The 18,579-nt window shown below is 70.9% G+C and carries 18 protein-coding genes; 7 read left to right on the top strand and 11 right to left on the bottom strand.

Annotated features, from left to right (window positions below):
• Positions 1-88 precede the first annotated feature (88 nt).
• Positions 89-1,558: an MFS transporter gene (locus ABT304_RS08060; protein ID WP_350714271.1), complete on the top strand. Its 1,470-nt coding sequence runs from the start codon at positions 89-91 to the stop codon at positions 1,556-1,558.
• A 46-nt stretch (positions 1,559-1,604) separates the two neighbouring features.
• On the opposite strand, the gene ABT304_RS08055 is transcribed toward ABT304_RS08060, so the two are convergent.
• The 7 genes from ABT304_RS08055 to mfd form a co-directional block, all read right to left on the bottom strand.
• Entirely contained in the window at positions 1,605-2,030 is a 426-nt protein-coding gene (locus tag ABT304_RS08055) for a MazG nucleotide pyrophosphohydrolase domain-containing protein (RefSeq protein ID WP_201451112.1), read from the bottom strand.
• Positions 2,027-2,608: an NUDIX hydrolase family protein gene (locus ABT304_RS08050; protein ID WP_141803230.1), complete on the bottom strand. Its 582-nt coding sequence runs from the start codon at positions 2,606-2,608 to the stop codon at positions 2,027-2,029. The genes ABT304_RS08055 and ABT304_RS08050 overlap by 4 nt, the downstream gene beginning before the upstream one ends.
• Positions 2,609-2,668: 60 nt before the next feature.
• The gene (locus ABT304_RS08045; protein WP_350714269.1) at positions 2,669-3,064 is read right to left on the bottom strand and encodes a PNPOx family protein; all 396 of its coding nucleotides are present in this window, start codon (positions 3,062-3,064) and stop codon (positions 2,669-2,671) included.
• Between the two features lie 82 nt (positions 3,065-3,146).
• Positions 3,147-4,190: an alpha/beta fold hydrolase gene (locus ABT304_RS08040; RefSeq protein ID WP_350714267.1), complete on the bottom strand. Its 1,044-nt coding sequence runs from the start codon at positions 4,188-4,190 to the stop codon at positions 3,147-3,149.
• A gap of 29 nt (positions 4,191-4,219) precedes the next feature.
• Positions 4,220-4,672 (bottom strand): hypothetical protein, encoded by a 453-nt coding sequence (locus ABT304_RS08035; protein WP_350714266.1) that lies wholly within the window; start codon positions 4,670-4,672, stop codon positions 4,220-4,222.
• Positions 4,632-5,249: a MarR family transcriptional regulator gene (locus ABT304_RS08030; protein ID WP_350714264.1), complete on the bottom strand. Its 618-nt coding sequence runs from the start codon at positions 5,247-5,249 to the stop codon at positions 4,632-4,634. The genes ABT304_RS08035 and ABT304_RS08030 overlap by 41 nt, the downstream gene beginning before the upstream one ends.
• An 89-nt stretch (positions 5,250-5,338) precedes the next feature.
• Positions 5,339-8,854 (bottom strand): transcription-repair coupling factor, encoded by a 3,516-nt coding sequence (gene mfd, locus ABT304_RS08025; protein ID WP_350714673.1) that lies wholly within the window; start codon positions 8,852-8,854, stop codon positions 5,339-5,341.
• Between the two features lie 186 nt (positions 8,855-9,040).
• On the opposite strand from mfd, the gene ABT304_RS08020 reads away from it, so the two are divergent.
• A complete protein-coding gene (locus tag ABT304_RS08020; RefSeq protein WP_350714262.1) occupies positions 9,041-10,051 on the top strand; it encodes an aldo/keto reductase in 1,011 nt (336 codons plus the stop codon).
• Here the strand turns inward: ABT304_RS08020 and ABT304_RS08015 are convergent.
• Positions 10,008-10,451: a MerR family transcriptional regulator gene (locus ABT304_RS08015; RefSeq protein WP_160025038.1), complete on the bottom strand. Its 444-nt coding sequence runs from the start codon at positions 10,449-10,451 to the stop codon at positions 10,008-10,010. The genes ABT304_RS08020 and ABT304_RS08015 overlap by 44 nt on opposite strands.
• 43 nt (positions 10,452-10,494) lie before the next feature.
• Complete coding sequence (locus ABT304_RS08010; RefSeq protein ID WP_350714261.1) at positions 10,495-11,250, bottom strand: SDR family NAD(P)-dependent oxidoreductase; 756 nt, start codon at positions 11,248-11,250, stop codon at positions 10,495-10,497.
• A gap of 66 nt (positions 11,251-11,316) precedes the next feature.
• Between ABT304_RS08010 and ABT304_RS08005 the strand changes: the two genes are divergently transcribed.
• Positions 11,317-11,904 carry a TetR/AcrR family transcriptional regulator gene (locus ABT304_RS08005; protein ID WP_350714259.1) on the top strand — a complete coding sequence of 196 codons (588 nt, stop codon included), beginning with the start codon at positions 11,317-11,319 and terminating at the stop codon, positions 11,902-11,904.
• The gene (locus tag ABT304_RS08000) at positions 11,901-12,800 is read left to right on the top strand and encodes a M15 family metallopeptidase (protein WP_350714258.1); all 900 of its coding nucleotides are present in this window, start codon (positions 11,901-11,903) and stop codon (positions 12,798-12,800) included. Before ABT304_RS08005 ends, ABT304_RS08000 begins: the two co-directional genes overlap by 4 nt.
• 18 nt (positions 12,801-12,818) lie before the next feature.
• On the opposite strand, the gene ABT304_RS07995 is transcribed toward ABT304_RS08000, so the two are convergent.
• Together ABT304_RS07995 and ABT304_RS07990 are read right to left on the bottom strand one after the other, a co-directional pair.
• Complete coding sequence (locus ABT304_RS07995) at positions 12,819-13,601, bottom strand: siderophore-interacting protein (RefSeq protein WP_350714256.1); 783 nt, start codon at positions 13,599-13,601, stop codon at positions 12,819-12,821.
• A 36-nt stretch (positions 13,602-13,637) separates the two neighbouring features.
• Positions 13,638-14,348 (bottom strand): arsenate reductase/protein-tyrosine-phosphatase family protein, encoded by a 711-nt coding sequence (locus ABT304_RS07990; RefSeq protein ID WP_350714255.1) that lies wholly within the window; start codon positions 14,346-14,348, stop codon positions 13,638-13,640.
• A 309-nt stretch (positions 14,349-14,657) separates the two neighbouring features.
• Here ABT304_RS07990 and ABT304_RS07985 point away from each other — a divergent pair, with 309 nt between their 5' ends.
• Genes ABT304_RS07985 through ABT304_RS07975 form a run of 3 tightly spaced genes read left to right on the top strand, consistent with a single transcriptional unit; the run spans position 14,658 to position 18,482 of the window.
• Positions 14,658-16,079, top strand: a complete 1,422-nt coding sequence (locus tag ABT304_RS07985) for a tyrosine-protein kinase domain-containing protein (RefSeq protein WP_350714253.1) — start codon at positions 14,658-14,660, stop codon at positions 16,077-16,079.
• A 2-nt stretch (positions 16,080-16,081) separates the two neighbouring features.
• On the top strand, positions 16,082-17,467 hold the full coding sequence (locus ABT304_RS07980) for an O-antigen ligase family protein (RefSeq protein WP_350714251.1): 1,386 nt from the start codon (positions 16,082-16,084) through the stop codon (positions 17,465-17,467).
• Positions 17,415-18,482 carry an acyltransferase family protein gene (locus ABT304_RS07975; RefSeq protein WP_350714250.1) on the top strand — a complete coding sequence of 356 codons (1,068 nt, stop codon included), beginning with the start codon at positions 17,415-17,417 and terminating at the stop codon, positions 18,480-18,482. The genes ABT304_RS07980 and ABT304_RS07975 overlap by 53 nt, the downstream gene beginning before the upstream one ends.
• Positions 18,483-18,579 lie beyond the last annotated feature (97 nt).

Raw genomic sequence — 18,579 nt, 5'->3', positions numbered from 1 at the left:
TTCGTTCGAGGCGCTCGTCTGCCGTCACGGCAGGCGAGCGCCTTAAGTTTTCGCCGGAATACAGTTAGCCAAGCTAAACTTTGCCTCGATGTCCGCGACCCACACCAGCCCCCGCCTCACCTTCGCCATCGTCGCCATCGGCGTCTGCTCCTACTCCCTGCTGCAGTCGGTCTCCGTGCCGACGATGCCGCTGATCCAGACCGAGCTGGAGACCGACCAGGCCACAGCGTCCTGGATCCTGACCGCGTTCCTGCTCTCGGCCTCGGTCGCGACCCCGATCATCGGCCGGATGGGCGACTCGTTCGGCAAGCGCCGGATGTACGTGTGGAGCCTGGCCGCCCTCACCGCCGGCGCCCTTCTCGCCGCCGCGGCCCCCAGCATCGAGGTCATGATCGGCGCGCGGGTACTGCAGGGGCTGGGTGGCGGCACCCTGCCGCTGGCCTTCGCGATCCTGCGAGACGAGCTGCCCAAGGAGCGCGTCGCCGGCGCGATCGCGGTGACCTCGTCGCTGCTCTCGATGGGCTTCGCGGCCGGGATCGTGCTGGCAGGTCCGGTCGCCGAGACACTCGGTTTCCGGGCGCTGTTCCTGCTGCCCGCTCTGGTCGCGGCCGGCGCCGCGATCGCCGCGCGCTGGCTGGTGCCCGAGTCCCCAGTGCTCACCCGTGAGCCGATCCCGCTGCTTCCCGCCGTACTCCTCGCCGGCTGGCTGGTCGCGCTCCTCCTCGGTGTCAGCAAAGCACCGTCGTGGGGCTGGACGTCACCCGCCACCATCGGTCTGCTCGGTGCGGCCGGGGTGCTCCTGGCCACCTGGATCCGGGTCGAGTGGACCGTACGACAGCCGTTGGTCGACCTGCGCCTGATGGGCCGCCGCGGCGTCTGGACCGCCAACCTGGTCGCGCTGCTGATCGGCATCGCGATGTACGCCTCCTTCGGCTTCATCCCACAGCTGACCCAGACCCCGCCGTCGGCCGGCTACGGGTTCGGCGCGTCGGTCACCGTCGCCGGCTACCTGATGCTCCCGACGGCCATCACCTCGTTCCTGTGCGGTCTGATCAGCGCCCGGCTCGCCGAGCTCATCGGGATGCGCCGCATCCTGGTCATCGGCGGGCTGCTCACCGCGGTCTCCCTGGCCATGGTCGCCTTCGTCCACGACGAGCCGTGGCAGATGTGCGTCGCCGCGGGCCTCTCCGGCTTCGGCACCGGCCTGGTCTTCGCCAACCTCGCCAACGCCGTCGTGGCCGCGGTGCCACCGGAGCACACCGGCGTGGCCACCGGGATGAACGCCAACATCCGCACCGTCGGCGGCACCATCGGAACCGCGGTCATGACCTCCGTGGTCACCGCCCACACCCTGCCGTCGGGCTACCCCACCGAGCAGGGATACATCAACGGCTTCGGGTTCCTCACCGTCGTCGCTCTGGGCGCGGCCCTCGCGGCCATGCTCATCCCCCTGGCCCCGCGAAAGGTCACCCCCGCCGGCCGAGAGGTCACCTACGCGAGCCGAGGCGTCGCTCCGGTCGGCCGAGACGGCAGTGAGGTGCGGTGTCGGCCGACGTAGGTGCCGTCTCGGCCGACGTAGGTGCCGTCTCGGCCGACGTCGGTGCCTATTCGGCGGGGTGGGCGCGTTCGGCGGCCTTCGCGGCCGACCAGAGCTTCTCGACCTCTTCGAGGGTGTAGCGGCGGCCGGAGGCGGCCTCGGGGCCGAAGACGTGCGGGTTGCGGCGCTTCATCTTGGCGGTGAGGCCGGCGATGACGTCGTCCATGGTGAACTCCCCGGCCTCCTCCGCGATGGCTGCGTGGAAGTAGACCTGGAGCAGGAGGTCGCCGAGCTCCTCCTTGAGGTGCTCGGGGTCGGCCTCGTCGATGGCCTCGAGGACCTCGTCGGACTCCTCGCGCAGATACTGCGCCAGCGACGCGTGGGTCTGCGACGACTTCCACACGCACCGCTCGCGCATCAGCCGCATCAGGTCGAGGAACTCGACGAGCCCCTCCCCCGATGCGTACGTCCTGCGCTCGTCGTCTGGGCTCAATCCAGCGCTCCGAACGCGCTCAGGCACTGCCGTAGCAGGGCGCCACGACCGCCCTCCATGTCGCCGACGACGGCGTCGGAGGCAGCCTCGGCCGGGGTCATCCAGGACAGCTCCAGGGCGTCCTGCCGCGGCTCGCACTCGCCGGTCACGGGGATGACGTAGACCAGCGAGACCGCGTGCTGGCGCGGGTCCTGGTAGCGCTCGCCGGGCCACGGGAAGTATTCGGCGACGGTCACCGGCACCGTGGTCAGCGGCAGGGTCGGGAAGGCGACCGGACCGAGGTCCTTCTCCAGGTTGCGCATCAGCGCGTCGCGGATCCGCTCACCGTGCAGCACCCGGCCGGAGACGAGCGACCGGGTGATCGTCCCGGTCGTGGGCGAGCCGCGCAGCAGTAGCCCGACCTCGGTGACCCGGCCGTCCGGGTCCACGCGCACCGGGACCGCCTCCACGTAGAGGATGGGCACGCGCCCGCGGGTCTCGCCCAGCTCCTCCTCGGAGAGCCACCCGGGCTCGGTGTCCCACTCGTTGCCGAAGGGCTCCTCAGGGAAGGACTGCTCGCCGAAAGCCTCCATCGTCATGCGTCGATCCTGCCAGACACAGGCGTACGTCACGGAGCAACGGCGCCGCAGTGTGGACTCTCACCGACGCAGGGCCAGGAAGCTGTCGGCCTTGAAGGCCTTCTCGACCATCCACCAGGAGAAGCCGTCGTAGTAGGGACGCGCCTCGTCGCGGTCGAGGATCCGCGGCTGGGTGGCGGCGTGGTCGCGGCCCTTCCAGGTGATCGTGCACTCGCCGGCGGCCAGCACGTTGCGGACCCAGTTGGTGCCCGCGCCCCACGGGAGCGTGATCACGAACTCGTCCTCGGTGTGCAGCAGCGCGACCGGGAGGCTCAGGTCGCGTCCGGTCTTGCGGCCCCGGTGGTGCACCACGGCCCAGAGCGGGAACAGGCGGCGCCCGGCCCGGGTCCGCATCATCGGGGCGGTCGCCTTCGCCATCCGCCAGGAGTCGTTGCTGGGAGTGATCGTCGTCGTCATGCTCCCCACTCTGCCCAGGATCCGGGGCCGCCGCTTCCCGGACAGTGGGCAGTCGGACTGACGGGTTCCCGTCAGTCCGCGCTCAGGCCGCGCCGTTGCGGATCGCCCAGGCGGTGGCCTCGGCGCGGCTGCGTACTCCGAGCTTGCGGTAGAGGTTGGCGGCATGCCGCTCGACGGTGTGCTCGGCGATGCCGAGGTCCCGGGCGATCGAGGCGTTCGTACGTCCCGTGGCGATCAGCCGCAGCACGTCCTGCTCGCGCGTGGTCAGTGCCGTGGTGGCCTGACCCGGGGCGGGCGCGGACCCACGGTGGACCTCACCGGTCAGGAACCAGCGGCTCACCATGGCGAGGTCACGGGCTCCACCCTCGACGAACAGCGTCGGAGTGCTGCCCTCGAGCTCGACCAGCGTTCCGTTGCGTACGCCGTCGGCCAGCCGCCGGGACACCTCGACCGGGATCTGGCTGGCCGCCTGCCGGTGCAGCACGAGCGTCGGCGCCACCACTCGGTCGAGGAGGTCGCTGACGTCCATCCGGGCGGCCTCCGCGAACCAGTCGCGGGCGACCGCGGGCGTCGCGGCGGTGCGGAACGCCTCGGCGACCCGGCCGGCGTTCTCACCCGACCCCCATCCCAGCCAGGCGGTCGCGGCCGCGTCCGCGAAGAGGTCCCAGTCCTGCTCGACCAGCGACAGCAGCGCCTGCGTCTGCGCCGGGCTCATCGCCTCACGCATCCGCGCCGCTCCTCCGAACAGGAGCATCCGGTCGACGCGCCGCGGGCTGGTCGCTGCGTACGCCACCGCGGCCGCGACCGCGTGGTAGTAACCGAGCAGGTTGACCCGGTCGGCACCGACAGCCTCGATGACCGCCTCCAGGTCGCGCAGGTGTGCGTCGAGGCCGAGGTCGCCGGCACGGCGGTCCGAGGAGCCGGTGCCGCGGCCGTCGTAGAGCACCAGCGTCAGGTCCTGGCTCAGCCGCTCGTAGGCCATCCGCAGCGCGGGCACCCGCCACTGTGCCCGGATGTTGCTGAGCGAGGGCATCCAGATCGTCACCGGCCCGCTCCCGACGGCCTGGTAGGCGATCGAGATGTCGTCGCTGGTCTGCGCGTAGCGCACCTCTGGCTCGCCGGTCACAGACTCATTCTTGCGGGCCGGTCCAGCCCTCACGGCGCGAGCTGCTTCACCGCAGCGTCATAGAGCGTCTGCGCTGCCTCCGCGGCCGCGTCGGCGGCGGCGTGCGTGACCGGCTTGCCGAGATAGTTGTTGGCGTTGCGGTCCAGGCGCATCACGTCGTAGTGGGCGGCCGCGTCGCGCGGTGGCGGGGTGTCGAAGATGGCGGCGAGGAACCTGCCGACCTTCACATGGCCACCGGCGCCGTACGTCGTCTTGTAGCCGTAGCCGGCGAGGACCGCCTCGCCGACGTCGTGGGCTGCCTTGTAGGCGAGGTTGTAGCGGTTCTCGGTCCGGGTGACGTTGGGTACGTCGGCGAGGGCCGACTCCGCGCCGGAGAGGAAGGCGCGGGCCTTCTTCTCGTCGGGTCTCACGGCGCGCAGGGCGCCGGAGCGTACGAGCGCGTCAACCGCCTTCTGCTGCGCCGGGGTCAGCGGCAGGGGCATCCGGTCCTCCTCCATAGATCTCGATCATCGGGCTGGCCCGGACCTCCTCGAGGAACCCGGTCTGCTCCTCGGCCTCCTCCGGGCTCATGATCGTCGGGTTCACGATGCGCCCGACGCTGTCGGAGACCTCCCGGCAGACCCGGTAGACCGCCCGTACGTCGGGGCTGCCGATCACCATCAGGTCGATGTCGTTCGGCGGCGGCCCCGGCTCGCCCTTCGCCCGCGCCGCGAACGACCCGAAGAGGAAGGCTCGCTCGATGCCGTCGATGTCCTCGAGGGCCTCCCGGAGTAGCACGACCGGGCCGGTGACCGTCAGCAGGATCTCTCGCGTCGGCGCCAGCAGCGGACTCTGCTCGTTTCCCCTGATGAGCCGCGTCCTTCCGACGCGGCGGTCGACGAGCAGACCCGCATCCAGCAGCCGCGCGACCTCGCGATGGACCGTCGGATAGGGCAGCCCGGCCCGCTCGGCGAGGTCGGTCATGCTCATCTCCTCCGCCGGGAGCAACAGCTCCGAGAGCAGCAGCGCCTGCGCCTCCGACCGGAACAGAGGCGCGAGCACCGGAGCCTGGCTTCTCACAAAATGGATAATAACCTCCATTTTGTGGATATGAAACCCCACAACAGCGCCGAGTCGGCTCGTCATGACGAGCCGACTCGACGGATTGGTCAGGTGAGCGGGTCGATGATCGCGTCGATGACGACCCTGGCCCAGTCGAGGAGGTCGGGGCCGTCGAGGGGCTTGGCGGGGAAGCCGGAGGAGATCGGGCGCGGGACCATGATGGTGTCCAGCTGCGGCTTGACCAGCGACTTCGGGTACATCCGGTTCAGCCGGACGACGCGGGAGTCGGGCAGCGAGACCGGGTGGAAACGTACGCTCTTGCCGGCCAGGGTGACCTCGGAGACGCCGGCCTGGCGGGCGCGGGCGCGGAAGCGGGCGACCTGGAGCAGCGAGGAGACCTCCGCGGGCGGCTTGCCGTAGCGGTCGAGGAGCTCGGCGGCGACCGACTCGACATCCTCGTCGGAGCGGACCTCGGCGAGGCGCTTGTAGATCTCCAGCCGCAACCGCTCGGAGGGGATGTAGTCGTGGGGCAGGTGGGCGTCGACGGGGAGCTCGATGCGTACCTCGTTGAGCTCCTCGGCAGCGCCGTCCGGACCGGCTTTGAACTCGGCCACGGCCTCGCCGACCAACCGGACGTAGAGGTCGAAGCCGACATCGGCGATGTGGCCGGACTGCTCGCCGCCGAGCAGGTTGCCGGCGCCGCGGATCTCGAGGTCCTTCATCGCGATCGCCATGCCGCCACCGAGGTCGGAGTGCTGGGCCAGGGTGGCGAGCCGCTCGTGGGCGGTCTCGGTGAGCGGCTTCTCCCCGGGGTAGAGGAAGTAGGCGTAGGCGCGCTCGCGGGAGCGGCCGACGCGGCCGCGCAGCTGGTGGAGCTGGCTCAGGCCGAGGGTGTCGGCGCGCTCGATGATCATGGTGTTGGCGTTGGAGACGTCGAGGCCGGACTCGACGAGCGTGGTGCACACGAGCACGTCGAACTCCTTCTCCCAGAAGTCGACCATCACCTGCTCGAGCTGCTTCTCGTTCATCTGGCCGTGGGCGACCGCGACGCGGGCCTCGGGCACCAGCTCGCGGATCCTCGCGGCCGCCTTCTCGATCGAGTTGACCCGGTTGTGGATGTAGAAGACCTGTCCCTCGCGGAGCAGCTCACGCCGGACCGCGGCGACGATCTGGCGGTCCTCGTAGGCCCCGACGTACGTCAGGACCGGGTGTCGCTCCTCGGGCGGCGTGGTGATCGTGGACATCTCTCGGATGCCGGTGATCGACATCTCCAGGGTTCGCGGGATAGGTGTAGCCGACATGGACAGGAAGTCGACCGAGGTCCGCAGGCGCTTCATCGCCTCCTTGTGCTCGACGCCGAAGCGCTGCTCCTCGTCGACGACGATCATGCCGAGGTCCTTGAACCGGATGTCCTTGTTGAACAGGCGGTGGGTGCCGACCACGATGTCGATGGTGCCGTCGGCGAGGCCGGCCATGACCTCGGCGGCCTCCTTGTCGGTCTGGAACCGGGACAGGCCGCGTACGTTGACCGGGAACCCGGACATCCGCTCCATGAAGGTCGACAGGTGCTGGGAGACCAGCAGCGTCGTCGGCACCAGCACCGCGACCTGCTTGCCGTCCTGCACCGCCTTGAACGCGGCCCGCACCGCGATCTCGGTCTTGCCGTAGCCGACGTCACCGCAGACCAGCCGGTCCATCGGCACCGGCCGCATCATGTCCTGCTTGACCTCGTCGATGACGGCGAGCTGGTCGGCGGTCTCCTGGAACGGGAAGGCGTCCTCGAGCTCGCGCTGCCAGGGGTTGTCGGGGCCGAACTGGAAGCCCTTGGTCGCCTGCCGCGCGGCGTAGAGCTTGATCAGCTCGGCGGCGATCTCGCGGACCGCCTTGCGGGCGCGGGCCTTGCGCTTCTGCCAGTCGGCGCCGCCGAGCCGGTCGAGGCTGGGCTGCTCGCCACCGACGTACCTGGTGACCTGGTCGAGGGCGTCGGCCGGTACGTAGAGCCGGTCGGCCGGCCCGCCGCGCTTGGAGGCGCCGTACTCCAGGACGAGGTACTCGCGGGTCGCGCCCTGCACCTCGCGCTGCTTCATCTCGATGAACTGACCGACACCGTGCTGCTCGTGGACGACGTAGTCGCCGGGCTTGAGCTCGAGCGGGTCGATCTGCTTCTTGCGGCGCGCCGGCATCTTCACCATGTCGCGCGTCGAGGACTTCTGGCCGGAGATGTCCTCGCCCGTGAGCACGACGAGCTGGTTGGTCTCGTCGATGAAGCCGTGGTTGAGCCGGGCGTGGATGACGGTGACGGTCTTGTGGACGGGCTTGGCGCTCTCTTCGTCGCCCTCTGCCAGGCGAGCCGGGACGTCGCGCTCCCCCAGAGCCTCGACCGTACGCTGCGCCGTGCCGTGCGCGGGCTGGACGACGACCACGCGGTAGGAGTCGTCGCGCCAGCGCTCGATGTCGCCCAGTGCGGCAGCGGTGTCGCCGCGGTAGGCCTTTGCCGGCTGCCAGTCGATCTTGCGCGCGGGGACGCCGACGACGTCGGGGTCCGCAAGGTCGGCCTCCGCGTCGTCGAGGCCGAACGGGCTGACCGACCACCACGGCTTGCCCAAGGCGATGGCGTGGGCGCGTACGTCGGCGAGGTCACGGTAGGAGGCCGCGGAGAGATCGATCGGGGCAACTCCCCCGCTGGCCGCGGCGGCCCAGGAGGCGCCGAGGAACTCTTCGGCGGTGGCGACCAGGTCGTGGGCGCGGCTGCGGATCCGCTCGGGGTCGAGCAGCAGGACGTGGCTGTCCTCCGGGATCAGGTCGAGCAGCAGCTCCATGTCGTCGACGAGCGCGGGTGCGAGCGACTCCATGCCGTCGACCGCGATCCCGGCGGCGATCTTGTCGGTGAGCTCGATCAGGGTGGGGTGGGCCTCACCCAGCTTTCGCGCCCGGTCCCGGACCTCCGGGGTGAGCAGGAGCTCGCGGCAGGGCGGGGCCCACAGCCTCTCGGTCTCGCCGCCGTGCTCGGCCGGGATGGCGCGCTGGTCGGCGACGGCGAAGTGGCGGATCGAGTCGACCTCGTCACCCCAGAACTCCACGCGTACGGGGTGCTCCTCGGTCGGCGGGAAGACATCCACGATGCCGCCCCGGACGGCGAACTCGCCGCGCTTCTCGACCAGGTCGACGCGGGAGTAGGCCGCGTCGGCGAGCTTCTGGACGGCGTCGTCGAGGCTCGCCTCCTGACCCTTGATCAGCTCCACGGGCTCCAGGTCGCCGAGGCCCTTGACCTGCGGCTGGAGCACGCTGCGGACCGGCGCGACGACCACCTTCAACGGGCCGTGGGCACCGTCGGCATCCGGGTGGCGCAGCCGGCGGAGCACGGCGAGCCGACGCCCGACCGTGTCGCTGCGCGGGGAGAGCCGCTCGTGCGGCAGCGTCTCCCAGCTCGGGTAGTAGGCCACCGAGTCGGGCGGGAGCAGGTCTGTCAGATCGTTGACCAGGTCCTCGGCCTCGCGAGAGGTCGCGGTGACCGCCAGGACGGTGCGCTCCTGGCGTACGAGACCGGTCACCACGAACGGGCGCAGCGCCTCCGGCCCGGTGACGTCGAGCGCCAGCATCCGGCCGCCCTTGGCCTCCGCCATCACCTCGCTCAGGGCAGCATCGCGCAGGACGAGATCGGCGAGCGGGGCGAGGATCACGGGTGACTCCAAAATGGCAGGCAAGCACGAGAGCCCCCGGCCGGGAAGACAGGGGGTGCTGGCCCAGTCTAGAAGACGTGCGTAAAGACGTTTGACTTCGAGCGCACGCGAAGCCGGAGCGTGGATCGCATGAGATACACCACCATCGGAACAGGCGCCGGGTCACGGCGCGTCAGCAAGCTCGCGCTCGGCGTGATGCGGTTCGGGACGGACACGGACGTCGAGACGTCGTACGCGATCCTCGACCGCTTCGTCGAGGCCGGCGGCACCTTCGTCGACACCTCCAACAACTACGCCTACTGGGCCAACGGCACCCAGGGCGGCGAGAGCGAGACGGTGCTCGGGCAGTGGCGCCGGGACCGCGGGATCGGCGAGGAGCTCGTCATCTCCACCAAGGTCGGCGCACGCCCGACGGACGTCGTCGAGCGCGTCGAGAACGGCTGGGAGAACCAGCGGACCCGGGTGTGGGAAGGCCTGGCTCCGCAGAACGTACGCGAGCAGGCCGACCGCTCCCGCGAACGCCTCGGCGTCGAGCGGCTCGACCTCTACTACGCGCACGTACCGGACATGAACGGCGTGCCGCTGGAGGAGTACGCCGCGGGCTTCGCGGCCCTCGTGAAGGACGGTGTCATCGGCCAGTTCGGGCTGAGCAACCACTGGTCCTGGCAGGTCGAGCGGGCGCGAGCGGTCAACCCGGAGGAGGCCCGGCCGAGCGTGCTGCAGTATCACCACACCTATCTGCGGATGCGCACCGACATCCCCGACCCGCGGCTCTCGGTCGACGGCGAGATCGGCGTCGCCGACGCCTCGCTGCTCGCGCTGCTCCGGGCGACTCCCGGGCTGACGCTGGTGGCCTACACGCCGCTGCTCACCGGGGCCTACACGAACCCCGCGAAGCCGCTCGATCCCGCCTACGACCACCCGGGGACCACCGCGCGGCTCGCGGTGCTCGACGAGGTCGCGGCAGAGACAGGCGCGACCCGCAACCAGGTCGTGCTGGCGTGGATGCTCGGTGACGCGCTCCCGGTGATCCCGCTGGTCGGAGCCTCCTCGGTGGCCCAGCTCGAGGAGAGCCTGGCGGCGGTGGACCTGGAGCTCAGCGAGGAGCAGAGGGCTCGGCTCGACGCTGCTGGGCGATGAGCTCGGCGTCGGGGTCGGTCTCGCCGACCGCGGCGGCGTAGTAGGAGACCTTGAACTCGATCGCGTCGAGATGGGCCGCCGTCTCCTCCAGCTGCGCGCGCACCCGGTCGCGGTGCGCGCGCAGCAGGGCGAGGCGGGCCTCCTCGTTGCCGGAGCCGTCGCGGACCATCTCGGCGTAGCGCCGGATCTCCCGGATCGGCATCCCCGTCGAGCGCAACCTGGTGATCAGGGTGATCCAGCCGAGGTCGCCCTCGGTGTAGGCGCGGTGGCCCGACCCGTTGCGGCCGACGCCGAGCATCAGCCCGTCACGCTCGTAGTAGCGCAGCGTGTGCGCGGTCAGGCCGGTCCGCGCGGCCACCTCGGCGATGCTGAGCCCGTTGCTGTCCGCCTGCGTCGTCATGGACCCCAGTGTCCTGGTTCGAGTGCACTCGAAGTCAAGCCGTTCAGAGCGCCGATCCACCGGTCACGTCGAGCGTCTCGCCGGTGACCCAGCGCGCCTGGGGCGAGGCGAGGAAGCCGACCGCGTCGGCAACCTCCTCCGGCGTGCCGATCCGGCCGAAGACCGACAGCGCGTCGGCCTGTGCCCGCGGCCCGGGCAGGTTGATCCAGTCGGCGTTGATGTCGGTCTCGATCACGCCGGGGAGGACCGCGTTGACCGTCACCCCACGGGCGGCGAGCGGGGCGGCCAGGGATCGGGTGAGGTTGTTGATGCCGGCCTTGGCGGCGGCGTACGTCAGATGGGTCGGCGCCGCCACCCGGGTGTAGCCGGTCGACACGTTGATCACCCGGCCGCCCTCGCGCAGGTGCGGAGCGACCGCCTGGGTCAGGAACATCGGCGCGATCAGGTTGACCTCGAGGACGCGGCGCGCGGTGGCCGGGTCGAGCTCGTGGAGCTCCTGGTTGCCGTTGATGCCGGCGTTGTTGACCAGGATGTCGAGGCCGCCATCCTCCTCGAGCGCGGCCGCGGTCCATGCCTCCGCGATCTCCGCGGCGGCCTTCGCGCCGTCCTCGCCGAGGTCCGCCTCGATCAGGACCGCCCGGGCGCCAGCCGACTCGACGAGCCGTGCCGTCTCCTCGGCGGCCACGCGGTTCGAGCCGTAGTGGACGCCGATCAGACCGACGCCGTCGGCGGCCAGACGTACGGCGATGGCGCGGCCGATCCCGCGCGATGCTCCGGTGACGAGGGCGTTGCGAGTCATCTCGGCTCATTTCTGTAGTAGTCGCTAAATAATGACCTGGGAGTTAATGTAGGGATCACTATGGAAATGCGCAAGCCCTCCCGCGGACGACCGCGCTCCTTCGACGAGGACGCGGTGCTCGACGCCGTGATGCGAGCGTTCTGGGAGCACGGGTACGAAGGCACGAGCGTCGCGACGCTCGAGGCCGCGACCGGACTGAAGGCCCCCAGCCTCTACGGGGCGTTCGGCTCCAAGGAGGTGCTCTACCGGGCCGCCCTCGAGCGCTACGCCCGTGAGCACGGCAACGTGCTCCGGCCCGACGGACCGGCCCGGGAGGCCATCTCGGAGTTCCTGTACGAGGCGGCCGACCGGTTCAGCGAGAGCGGCCTGCCGCCGGGCTGCATGGTCTCGACGGCCGCGCTGGCACTGGGCACCGCCCAGCGCGGCGTCGCCACCCGCCCGGCGAAGATGCGCTCGGAGACGATGGCGGGGATCGAGCAGCGACTGCGGACCGCGGTCACCGAGGGTGAGCTGCCGGCCGGGACCGATGCCGCCGCTCTGGCGCGCCTCTTCGGCGCGGTGATCCAGGGAATGTCGGTCCAGGCGATCGACGGAGCCACCCGGCAGGAGCTGCGCGGGCTCGCCGCGGCCGCGATGGCTGCGTGGCCGCGATGACGTCTCGCGGGTCGCTGACGGCCAGGACGTACGCCGCCGGGGCGGCCGCCCTCCTGCTCACGCTCAGCGCCTGCGGCGGAGCGCCCGACGCCGAGCCGTCCCCGACGACCAGCACCTCGGCTCCCTCGACCTCGGCGGAGCCGTCACCCAGCGACGTACCTTCGTCCTCCTCTCCGGCTGTCGCGAAGCCGGGGTCAGTGCCGCCGCCGTGGCTCGGCACCCGGGTGCTGAAGGAGGACGCGGAGGGCTACGGGATCGCCGGGCCGACGCCGAAGGAGCTGCGCAACCGGGCGTGGACGCTGCCGGACATCATGCCGATGCTGCCCGGCGACGGCTTCGCGGCCGAGGTCGACATCGCGCCGGACGATGTGATCGCGCGCTCGACCTGGGTGCCGGGGTGCCCGGTCTCGCGGCGGGAGCTGGCCTGGGTGCGGATGACGTTCTGGGGCTTCGACGACGCCCGTCACACCGGCGAGATGCTGATCAACGCCCGGGTCGCCGAGGATGTCGTCGGGGTCTTCCGGCGGCTCTACGAGGCGAGGTTCCCGATCGAGCAGATGGACATCACCACGAAGGCGGCCCTGGACGCGCCGCCGACCGGCGACGGCAACGGCACCGGCGGCTTCGTCTGCCGTCCGGCGAGAGGTCAGACCTCCTTCTCCCAGCATGCCTACGGCCTGGCGATCGACCTGAACACCTTCCAGAACCCGTACGTCAAGGGCGACCGCGTCATCCCCGAGCTCGCCCGCTGGTACCTGGACCGGTCCAGGCGAGCGCCCGGGATGATCCACGACGGTGACGTCGTGGTCCAGGCCTTCGCCGACATCGGCTGGGAGTGGGGCGGCGACTGGAACTCGCTGAAGGACTACCAGCACTTCAGCGAGAACGGCACCTGAAGGCGAAACCCGCCGAGCTCAGACGGACTCCGCCTCGGCGAGCTCGCGCTTCCATTCGCGGAAGGTCTCCTCAGTGCGGCCGCGGCGCCAGTAGCCGGAGATGGAGACGTCGGCCTTCGGTACGCCGCGCTCCTTGAGGAGATAGGGGCGGATGCCGTGCATGGTGACCGCGGCCTCGCCGTGGACGAAGACCTGGACGCGGCCGTCGAGCCACTTCAGGTCGCGGATGGCGGTGACGAGGAGCTGCTCGTGGCCCTCGGCGTCCTCGGCGGCGTGGTGGGTGTGGCCACCGGTGACCAGCCAGGTCACCTCGACGCCGTCGGGGTGGTCCAGGGGCTGCTCGTGGCCCGGCGCCGGGATGTCGATGACGGCGTAGCCGCGAGCATCGGCAGGCAGTGCGGCCAGCGCGGCGCGGATGGCCGGCAGAGCGGTCTCGTCGCCGGCGATCAGGTGCCAGTCGGCCTCCGGGTCGGGCGCGTAGGCGCCGCCCGGGCCGCGCGCCGCGAGGGTGTCGCCGGGCTTGGCCGCGGCGGCCCAGGGACCGGCGTACCCCTCGGTGCCGTGGACGACGAAGTCGATGTCGAGGGTGCCGTCCTCGACCGAGGGGTTGAGGGCGGTGTAGGTGCGGACCACCTCGCCGTCCACCTGCGGGAAGACGAGCTTGACGTAGCGGTCGGTGAAGACGCTCGAGGAGAAGGCGCTCAGGTCGTCGGAGCGGAAGCTCACCCGGATCATCGTCGGACTGAGCCGCTGGGTGGCGGTCACGACGAGGGCGGTCTCAGGCTTCGCGGGACGGTTCATATAGGCAACCCTAACTTGGCGGCAAACCGCCGGCCGTCAACCCGCCGACCGGGTGGAGTGCGCCGAGCGCGGCTGGGTCGTCTCGACCGGAGCCGCGGGCGAGGGGATCGTGGGAGCCGCCGCGGGACGCTGGGGCTTCGCGACCAGCGACAGGCTCGGTTCGAGCACCCGCAGCAGCGACTCGACGTGGCCGCGGGCCTCGGTCACCAGCCGCCGGGCCTCGCGCGGGGTGCGCTTCCGCAGGTCGAGCAGGTCGTCGTCGGCCGGCCGCCGGACCCGTCGCCGGGCCTTCTGCAGCGGCGCGAGCTGGACGAGCGTACGCAGCCGGGTGGCCGCGTCCGCCTCCGAGCCTGCGGGGCCACCCAGGGCCGTACGTCCCAGCAGGTCGCCGAGCGCGGCGATCTCGACGAGGGTGAACGTGCGCTTGACTGCCGAGGGCACCAGCTTGGCGACCTCGCTGCGGTGGGAGCGTTCGGCGGTGATGATCAGGTCGGCGCTCTCGATGTCGTCGACGTCGAGCGGGTAGGCCTGGTGCCTGGTCAGCCGGACCCCGGCGAGAGCGACCTCGGAGGCGATCATCGGGTCCATGTCGTAGCCCTCGAGCGCCTCGCTGCCGGCCGAGATCACCGTGATGCCGTGGCGGGCGAGCCCACCGATCTGGCCGACGCCCTCGCGGAGCATCGCCTCGATCGCCGGCGATCGTCGTACGTTCCCGCTGCAGACGACCAGGATCGTCGCGGTGTCCATACCCTGCCTACCTTCGAAACAGTTGCCTGCCGGTTCTCGAGCGCGGACCTCACATCCACGCGGCCAACCCCCCGAACGTGACGGACAGACATTACGCAGTCGGCGTACGCCTCCAGAAACCGACGGCGAATCAATCCCCCATTTGGGTGAACGGGCCGGACACCCGGCCCTGTCATCCCCCAAACAGGGTGAGGATGTGCGATGGCCCCGTGGCCCCGCCCTGACGGCGCGACCCATTGCCTCGGGCTCCGCTTCGGCGGGTGAGTCCCGGAAAAGCAGCCTGGCACAGACATCGGATGGAGTGACCTGTTGGACCTGCGCGACTATGTCGCTGCTCTGCGCAAGCGGTGGTACATCGTCGCGGTGCTCGCGATCATCGGTGCCGGCGCGGCCTTCGCGCAGGCGCACTCGAGCCCGCCGCAGTACCGCGCACAGAGCACCGTCTTCGTCTCGATCGCGCGCGGCGCGACGACCCAGGAGCTGGTCCAGGGCTCGACGTTCACCCAGGACATCGTCCAGTCCTACGCCAAGCTGGCGACGATGCCGGTGGTGCTCGACCAGGTCATCTACGAGCTCGACCTCGACACGACCCCCAAGGCTCTGGCCGAGGAGATCACCGCCGAGAACCCGCTCGACACGGTGATCATCGAGATCGACGCGGTGGCCACCACCAGCACCGGCGCCTCCGACCTCGCCAACTCGGTCGCCGACGAGCTCACCACCACGATCACCAACCTCTCCCCCAGCTCCAACAAGAAGTCAGCGGTCGAGGTGACGGTGGTCGCCCGCGCCGACCCGCCCCAGGAGGCGTTCGCGCCGCGTACGCGGCTGGCCGCTCTGGTCGGATTCGCCGGCGGCTTCGGCCTCGGCGTCGCGATCGCCGTGGTCCGTGCCCTCCTGGACACCCGGGTCAGAACCGCCGCCGAGATCGAGCAGCTCACCGACGTGGGGCTCCTGGGGGCCATCCCCCGGCGCCGCGGCAAGCGGCGTTCGCGCGGTGCGGTGACCGCGATCGACCCGCACAACGTCGCCGCCGAGGCCTATCGGAGGCTGCAGACCAACCTGCAGTTCCTCGACGCCTCCTCGCCGGTCCGCTCGATGGTGGTGACCTCCTCGATCGGCGGCGAGGGCAAGTCGACCACCTCGATCAACCTGGCCCTGGCGATCGCGGAGCAGGGCCAGCGGGTGCTGCTCGTCGACGCCGACATGCGTCGCCCCGCGGTGGCCGACTACTGCGGCCTCGAGGGTGCGGCCGGACTGACGACGGTGCTGATCGGGAAGGCCGACCTCGACGACGTCGTCCAGGTCTGGGGCGACGCCAATCTGCACGTGCTCACCATGGGTGAGATCCCGCCAAACCCCGCGCAGCTGATCGGCTCGCCGCGGATGGCCGACCTGCTGGAGGAGGCGCGCGCCGGCTACGACGTGGTCATCCTCGACTCCCCGCCGCTGCTTCCGGTGGCCGACGGCGCGATCCTGTCCCGGCTGACCGACGGTGCCCTGGTGGTCGCCAACTGCCGTACGATCCACCGCCCGCAGGTGCTGGAGGCGATCGACAGCCTCGAGGCCGTCGATGCCCGCTGCCTCGGCATCGTCGCCAACCAGGTCCGGGACACCGCCGCGCACACCTACTACGGCCAGCCGGAGCAGGGCTGGTTCGCCCGCGTCCTCTCCGGTTTCGTACGCCCCCGGGAACCGCGCCAGCAGGGCTACCCGGCCGCCGGGAGCTGAGCATGGCCGTCGCGACGGCGGTCCGGGTCCGCGCCGGGCGCACTGGGCGTACCCCGCGCGTCGAGCGCACCGGCTGGGAGGTGCTGACCGCTCTCCTGGCGGGGGCGGCCGCGTTCCTCGCCGGGACGGACTTCGATCTCGTCCGTGGCCTGACCGTGGGCGGACTGATGGGTGCTGCCCTGGCGCCGGTCTGGATCCGGGAGGCGGGCCGCTACCGCGGCGCGGCCCTGGGCGGCGTACTCCTTCTCGCCTGCCTCTTCTCCGCGCTGGCGCTCGCCACCTGGCGCTCGGCGACCCACCCGCCGACCGAGGCGGGCGTGCTGTTCGAGCTGGTGCCGGTCGTCTCGGCCGCGATGTGCGTCGGAGCTCTGCTGTGGGCGCAGCAGGTGCTGTCGCCGGGGGTCGTGGTCTGCCTCTACGCGATCGGCTCGTTCATGACCTCGACGATGGGCTCGCGCTTCGCCGAGGAACCGTGGCGGTTCGGGTTCGCGATGCCGTCGACGATGCTGCTGCTCGGTGCCTGCATGCTCATCCGGCGGCGTCCTCGCAAGAGGCTCCTCGCGGACATGACCGTCCTCGGGATCATCACCGCGGTCACCGCGCTGTCCGGAGCCAGGTCGATGAGCGCGTTCCTGATCATGACCGCCGTGCTGCTGCTGTGGCAGCACCGGCCGAGGACGGCCAAGCGGACCACCTCGGCCCTGCTCTCGCTGGTGCTGGTGGGGGCGCTGGGGTTCGGGCTCTACCGAGCGCTGGAGGGCGCCGCACTCGACGGCTACCTCGGCCAGTCGGCCCAGGAGCGCACCGAGGAGCAGACCCAGGCCGCCGGGTCGCTCATCCTCGGCGGCCGGCCCGAGATCGGGGCCACGGTCGCACTGATGCTCCACGAGCCGCTCGGCTACGGCGCCGGCGTCATGGCCACGCCGACCGACATGCAGGCGGCCAAGCAGGGCATGTCGCGTCTGGGCTATGACCCCGACAACGGCTACGTCGAGCACTACATGTTCGGCACCCGGATCGAGGTGCACTCGCTGATCGGCGACCTGTGGATCTGGTTCGGGCTCGCCGGGCTGGTCCTGTCGGGGTGGCTGCTGTGGCTCGCCACCATCTATCTGGGCCGCAGCATGGCCAACCGCACCGGCACCGCGCTCGGCATCTTCCTCGCCCTGCAGCTCGGCTGGAACCTCTTCTTCGGCCCGATCATGAGCTCGCTGGCGCCGCTCGCGCTCGCGCTGGGTGTGTTCCTGCTCCAGCGCAAGGAGGGGCCCGCCGATGAGGTGCCGACCGTGCCGCCGGTGCCGAGGCCGGCGATGCGCAAGCCGCGCAGGGGCCGTCGTGACCAGCGGGCTCGCCGCCGCTACCTCGCCGGAGGGCCGCAGCGTGCGTGAAGGCTGGATCGACTCCGCACGCGGCCTGGCGATCGTCCTCGTGGTGCTCTTCCACGCCGTGATCAATCTCGACCTGGTCGGCCTCGCCGGCCCCTGGTCGCGGCTGGCCTACACCCTCGACACCTTCCGGATGCCGCTGTTCTTCTTCCTCGCCGGGCTCCTCGCTCCCGCGCTGCTCGCCCGCCCGCTGCGGACCGTGCTGCGCACCCGATGCCTGAACCTGATCTACCTCTACGTCCTGTGGTGCCTGCTCCTCGGCACCTTCCGCGCGCTCCTGCCGCATCCGCCGCCCGACGCCTTCGCGTCCCTCGCCCGGATCCTGGTCGAGCCCAACGTCTACCTCTGGTTCCTCTACACGCTCTGCCTGTTCACGCTGGTCGGCTGGCTGACGCGACGGCTGCCCGCATGGCTGGTCGTCGGGACCGCGCTGATCTGCTCCGCGGTCTTCGCCGCCGGGCTCGTCTCCACCGGCGACGTCCCCTGGGACAAGACGTTCCGCTACTGGTTCTTCTTCGTGCTGGCCTCCCGGACAGCACCCACGGTGCGCTCGGTCGTGCCGCGGATGCGGCCGGTCCACGTGGTCGGGGCGGCGGTGGCGTACGCGGTGGTGCTGGGGTTCTTCCTCTACATCGCCGACGACAGGATCATCTTCGTACGGCCGATGCTGGGCCTCCTCGCGGTCGCCGCGGGCTGCGGGCTCGGAGTGATGATCGCCCGCATCCCGGCGCTCGGGTTCGTACGCCATCTCGGCACCCGCACGCTGCCGATCTACGTCGTCCACGCCTTCCCGATCACCGCGGCAGCAGCCCTGCTGAACGGCCGCGACATCGACTGGCCACCGGGCACCGGTCTGGTGGCAGTGCCGCTGCTGACCCTCGCCGCGATCCTGCTCGCACTGGGTCTCGACCGGCTGATCACGGGTCGCATCCGCGGCATCTTCGACTTCCCGATCGCACACTGGACGGCCAAGCGCCACCTCGCGCCCGCCCCCGCTGGTCGAGCCCGCGAGCGCTAGCGAGCGGTGTCGAGACCAACACGGTCCCATCGAGCGCGGATAGGACCGTGTTGGTCTCGACACGGATTCGTTCGTTCCTCACGAATCCGGCTCGACC

This window comes from Nocardioides sp. NPDC000445, from assembly GCF_040300245.1.
In the GTDB taxonomy this organism is placed as follows: Bacteria; Actinomycetota; Actinomycetes; order Propionibacteriales; family Nocardioidaceae; genus Nocardioides.
The sequence above is the reverse complement of the archived record's forward strand: the minus strand, read 5'-3'. Positions and strand labels throughout refer to the sequence as shown.

Excerpts from the sequence above, each read along its gene's own strand:
- ABT304_RS08060 (WP_350714271.1), top strand. The coding sequence starts at position 89 with ATGTCCGCGACCCACACCAGCCCCCGCCTCACCTTCGCCATCGTCGCC.
- ABT304_RS08050 (WP_141803230.1), bottom strand. The coding sequence starts at position 2,608 with ATGACGATGGAGGCTTTCGGCGAGCAGTCCTTCCCTGAGGAGCCCTTC.
- ABT304_RS08045 (WP_350714269.1), bottom strand. The coding sequence starts at position 3,064 with ATGACGACGACGATCACTCCCAGCAACGACTCCTGGCGGATGGCGAAG.
- ABT304_RS08035 (WP_350714266.1), bottom strand. The coding sequence starts at position 4,672 with ATGCCCCTGCCGCTGACCCCGGCGCAGCAGAAGGCGGTTGACGCGCTC.
- mfd (WP_350714673.1), bottom strand. The coding sequence starts at position 8,854 with ATGGCGGAGGCCAAGGGCGGCCGGATGCTGGCGCTCGACGTCACCGGG.
- ABT304_RS08020 (WP_350714262.1), top strand. The coding sequence starts at position 9,041 with ATGAGATACACCACCATCGGAACAGGCGCCGGGTCACGGCGCGTCAGC.
- ABT304_RS08015 (WP_160025038.1), bottom strand. The coding sequence starts at position 10,451 with ATGACGACGCAGGCGGACAGCAACGGGCTCAGCATCGCCGAGGTGGCC.
- ABT304_RS08010 (WP_350714261.1), bottom strand. The coding sequence starts at position 11,250 with ATGACTCGCAACGCCCTCGTCACCGGAGCATCGCGCGGGATCGGCCGC.
- ABT304_RS08005 (WP_350714259.1), top strand. The coding sequence starts at position 11,317 with ATGCGCAAGCCCTCCCGCGGACGACCGCGCTCCTTCGACGAGGACGCG.
- ABT304_RS08000 (WP_350714258.1), top strand. The coding sequence starts at position 11,901 with ATGACGTCTCGCGGGTCGCTGACGGCCAGGACGTACGCCGCCGGGGCG.
- ABT304_RS07995 (WP_350714256.1), bottom strand. The coding sequence starts at position 13,601 with ATGAACCGTCCCGCGAAGCCTGAGACCGCCCTCGTCGTGACCGCCACC.
- ABT304_RS07990 (WP_350714255.1), bottom strand. The coding sequence starts at position 14,348 with ATGGACACCGCGACGATCCTGGTCGTCTGCAGCGGGAACGTACGACGA.
- ABT304_RS07980 (WP_350714251.1), top strand. The coding sequence starts at position 16,082 with ATGGCCGTCGCGACGGCGGTCCGGGTCCGCGCCGGGCGCACTGGGCGT.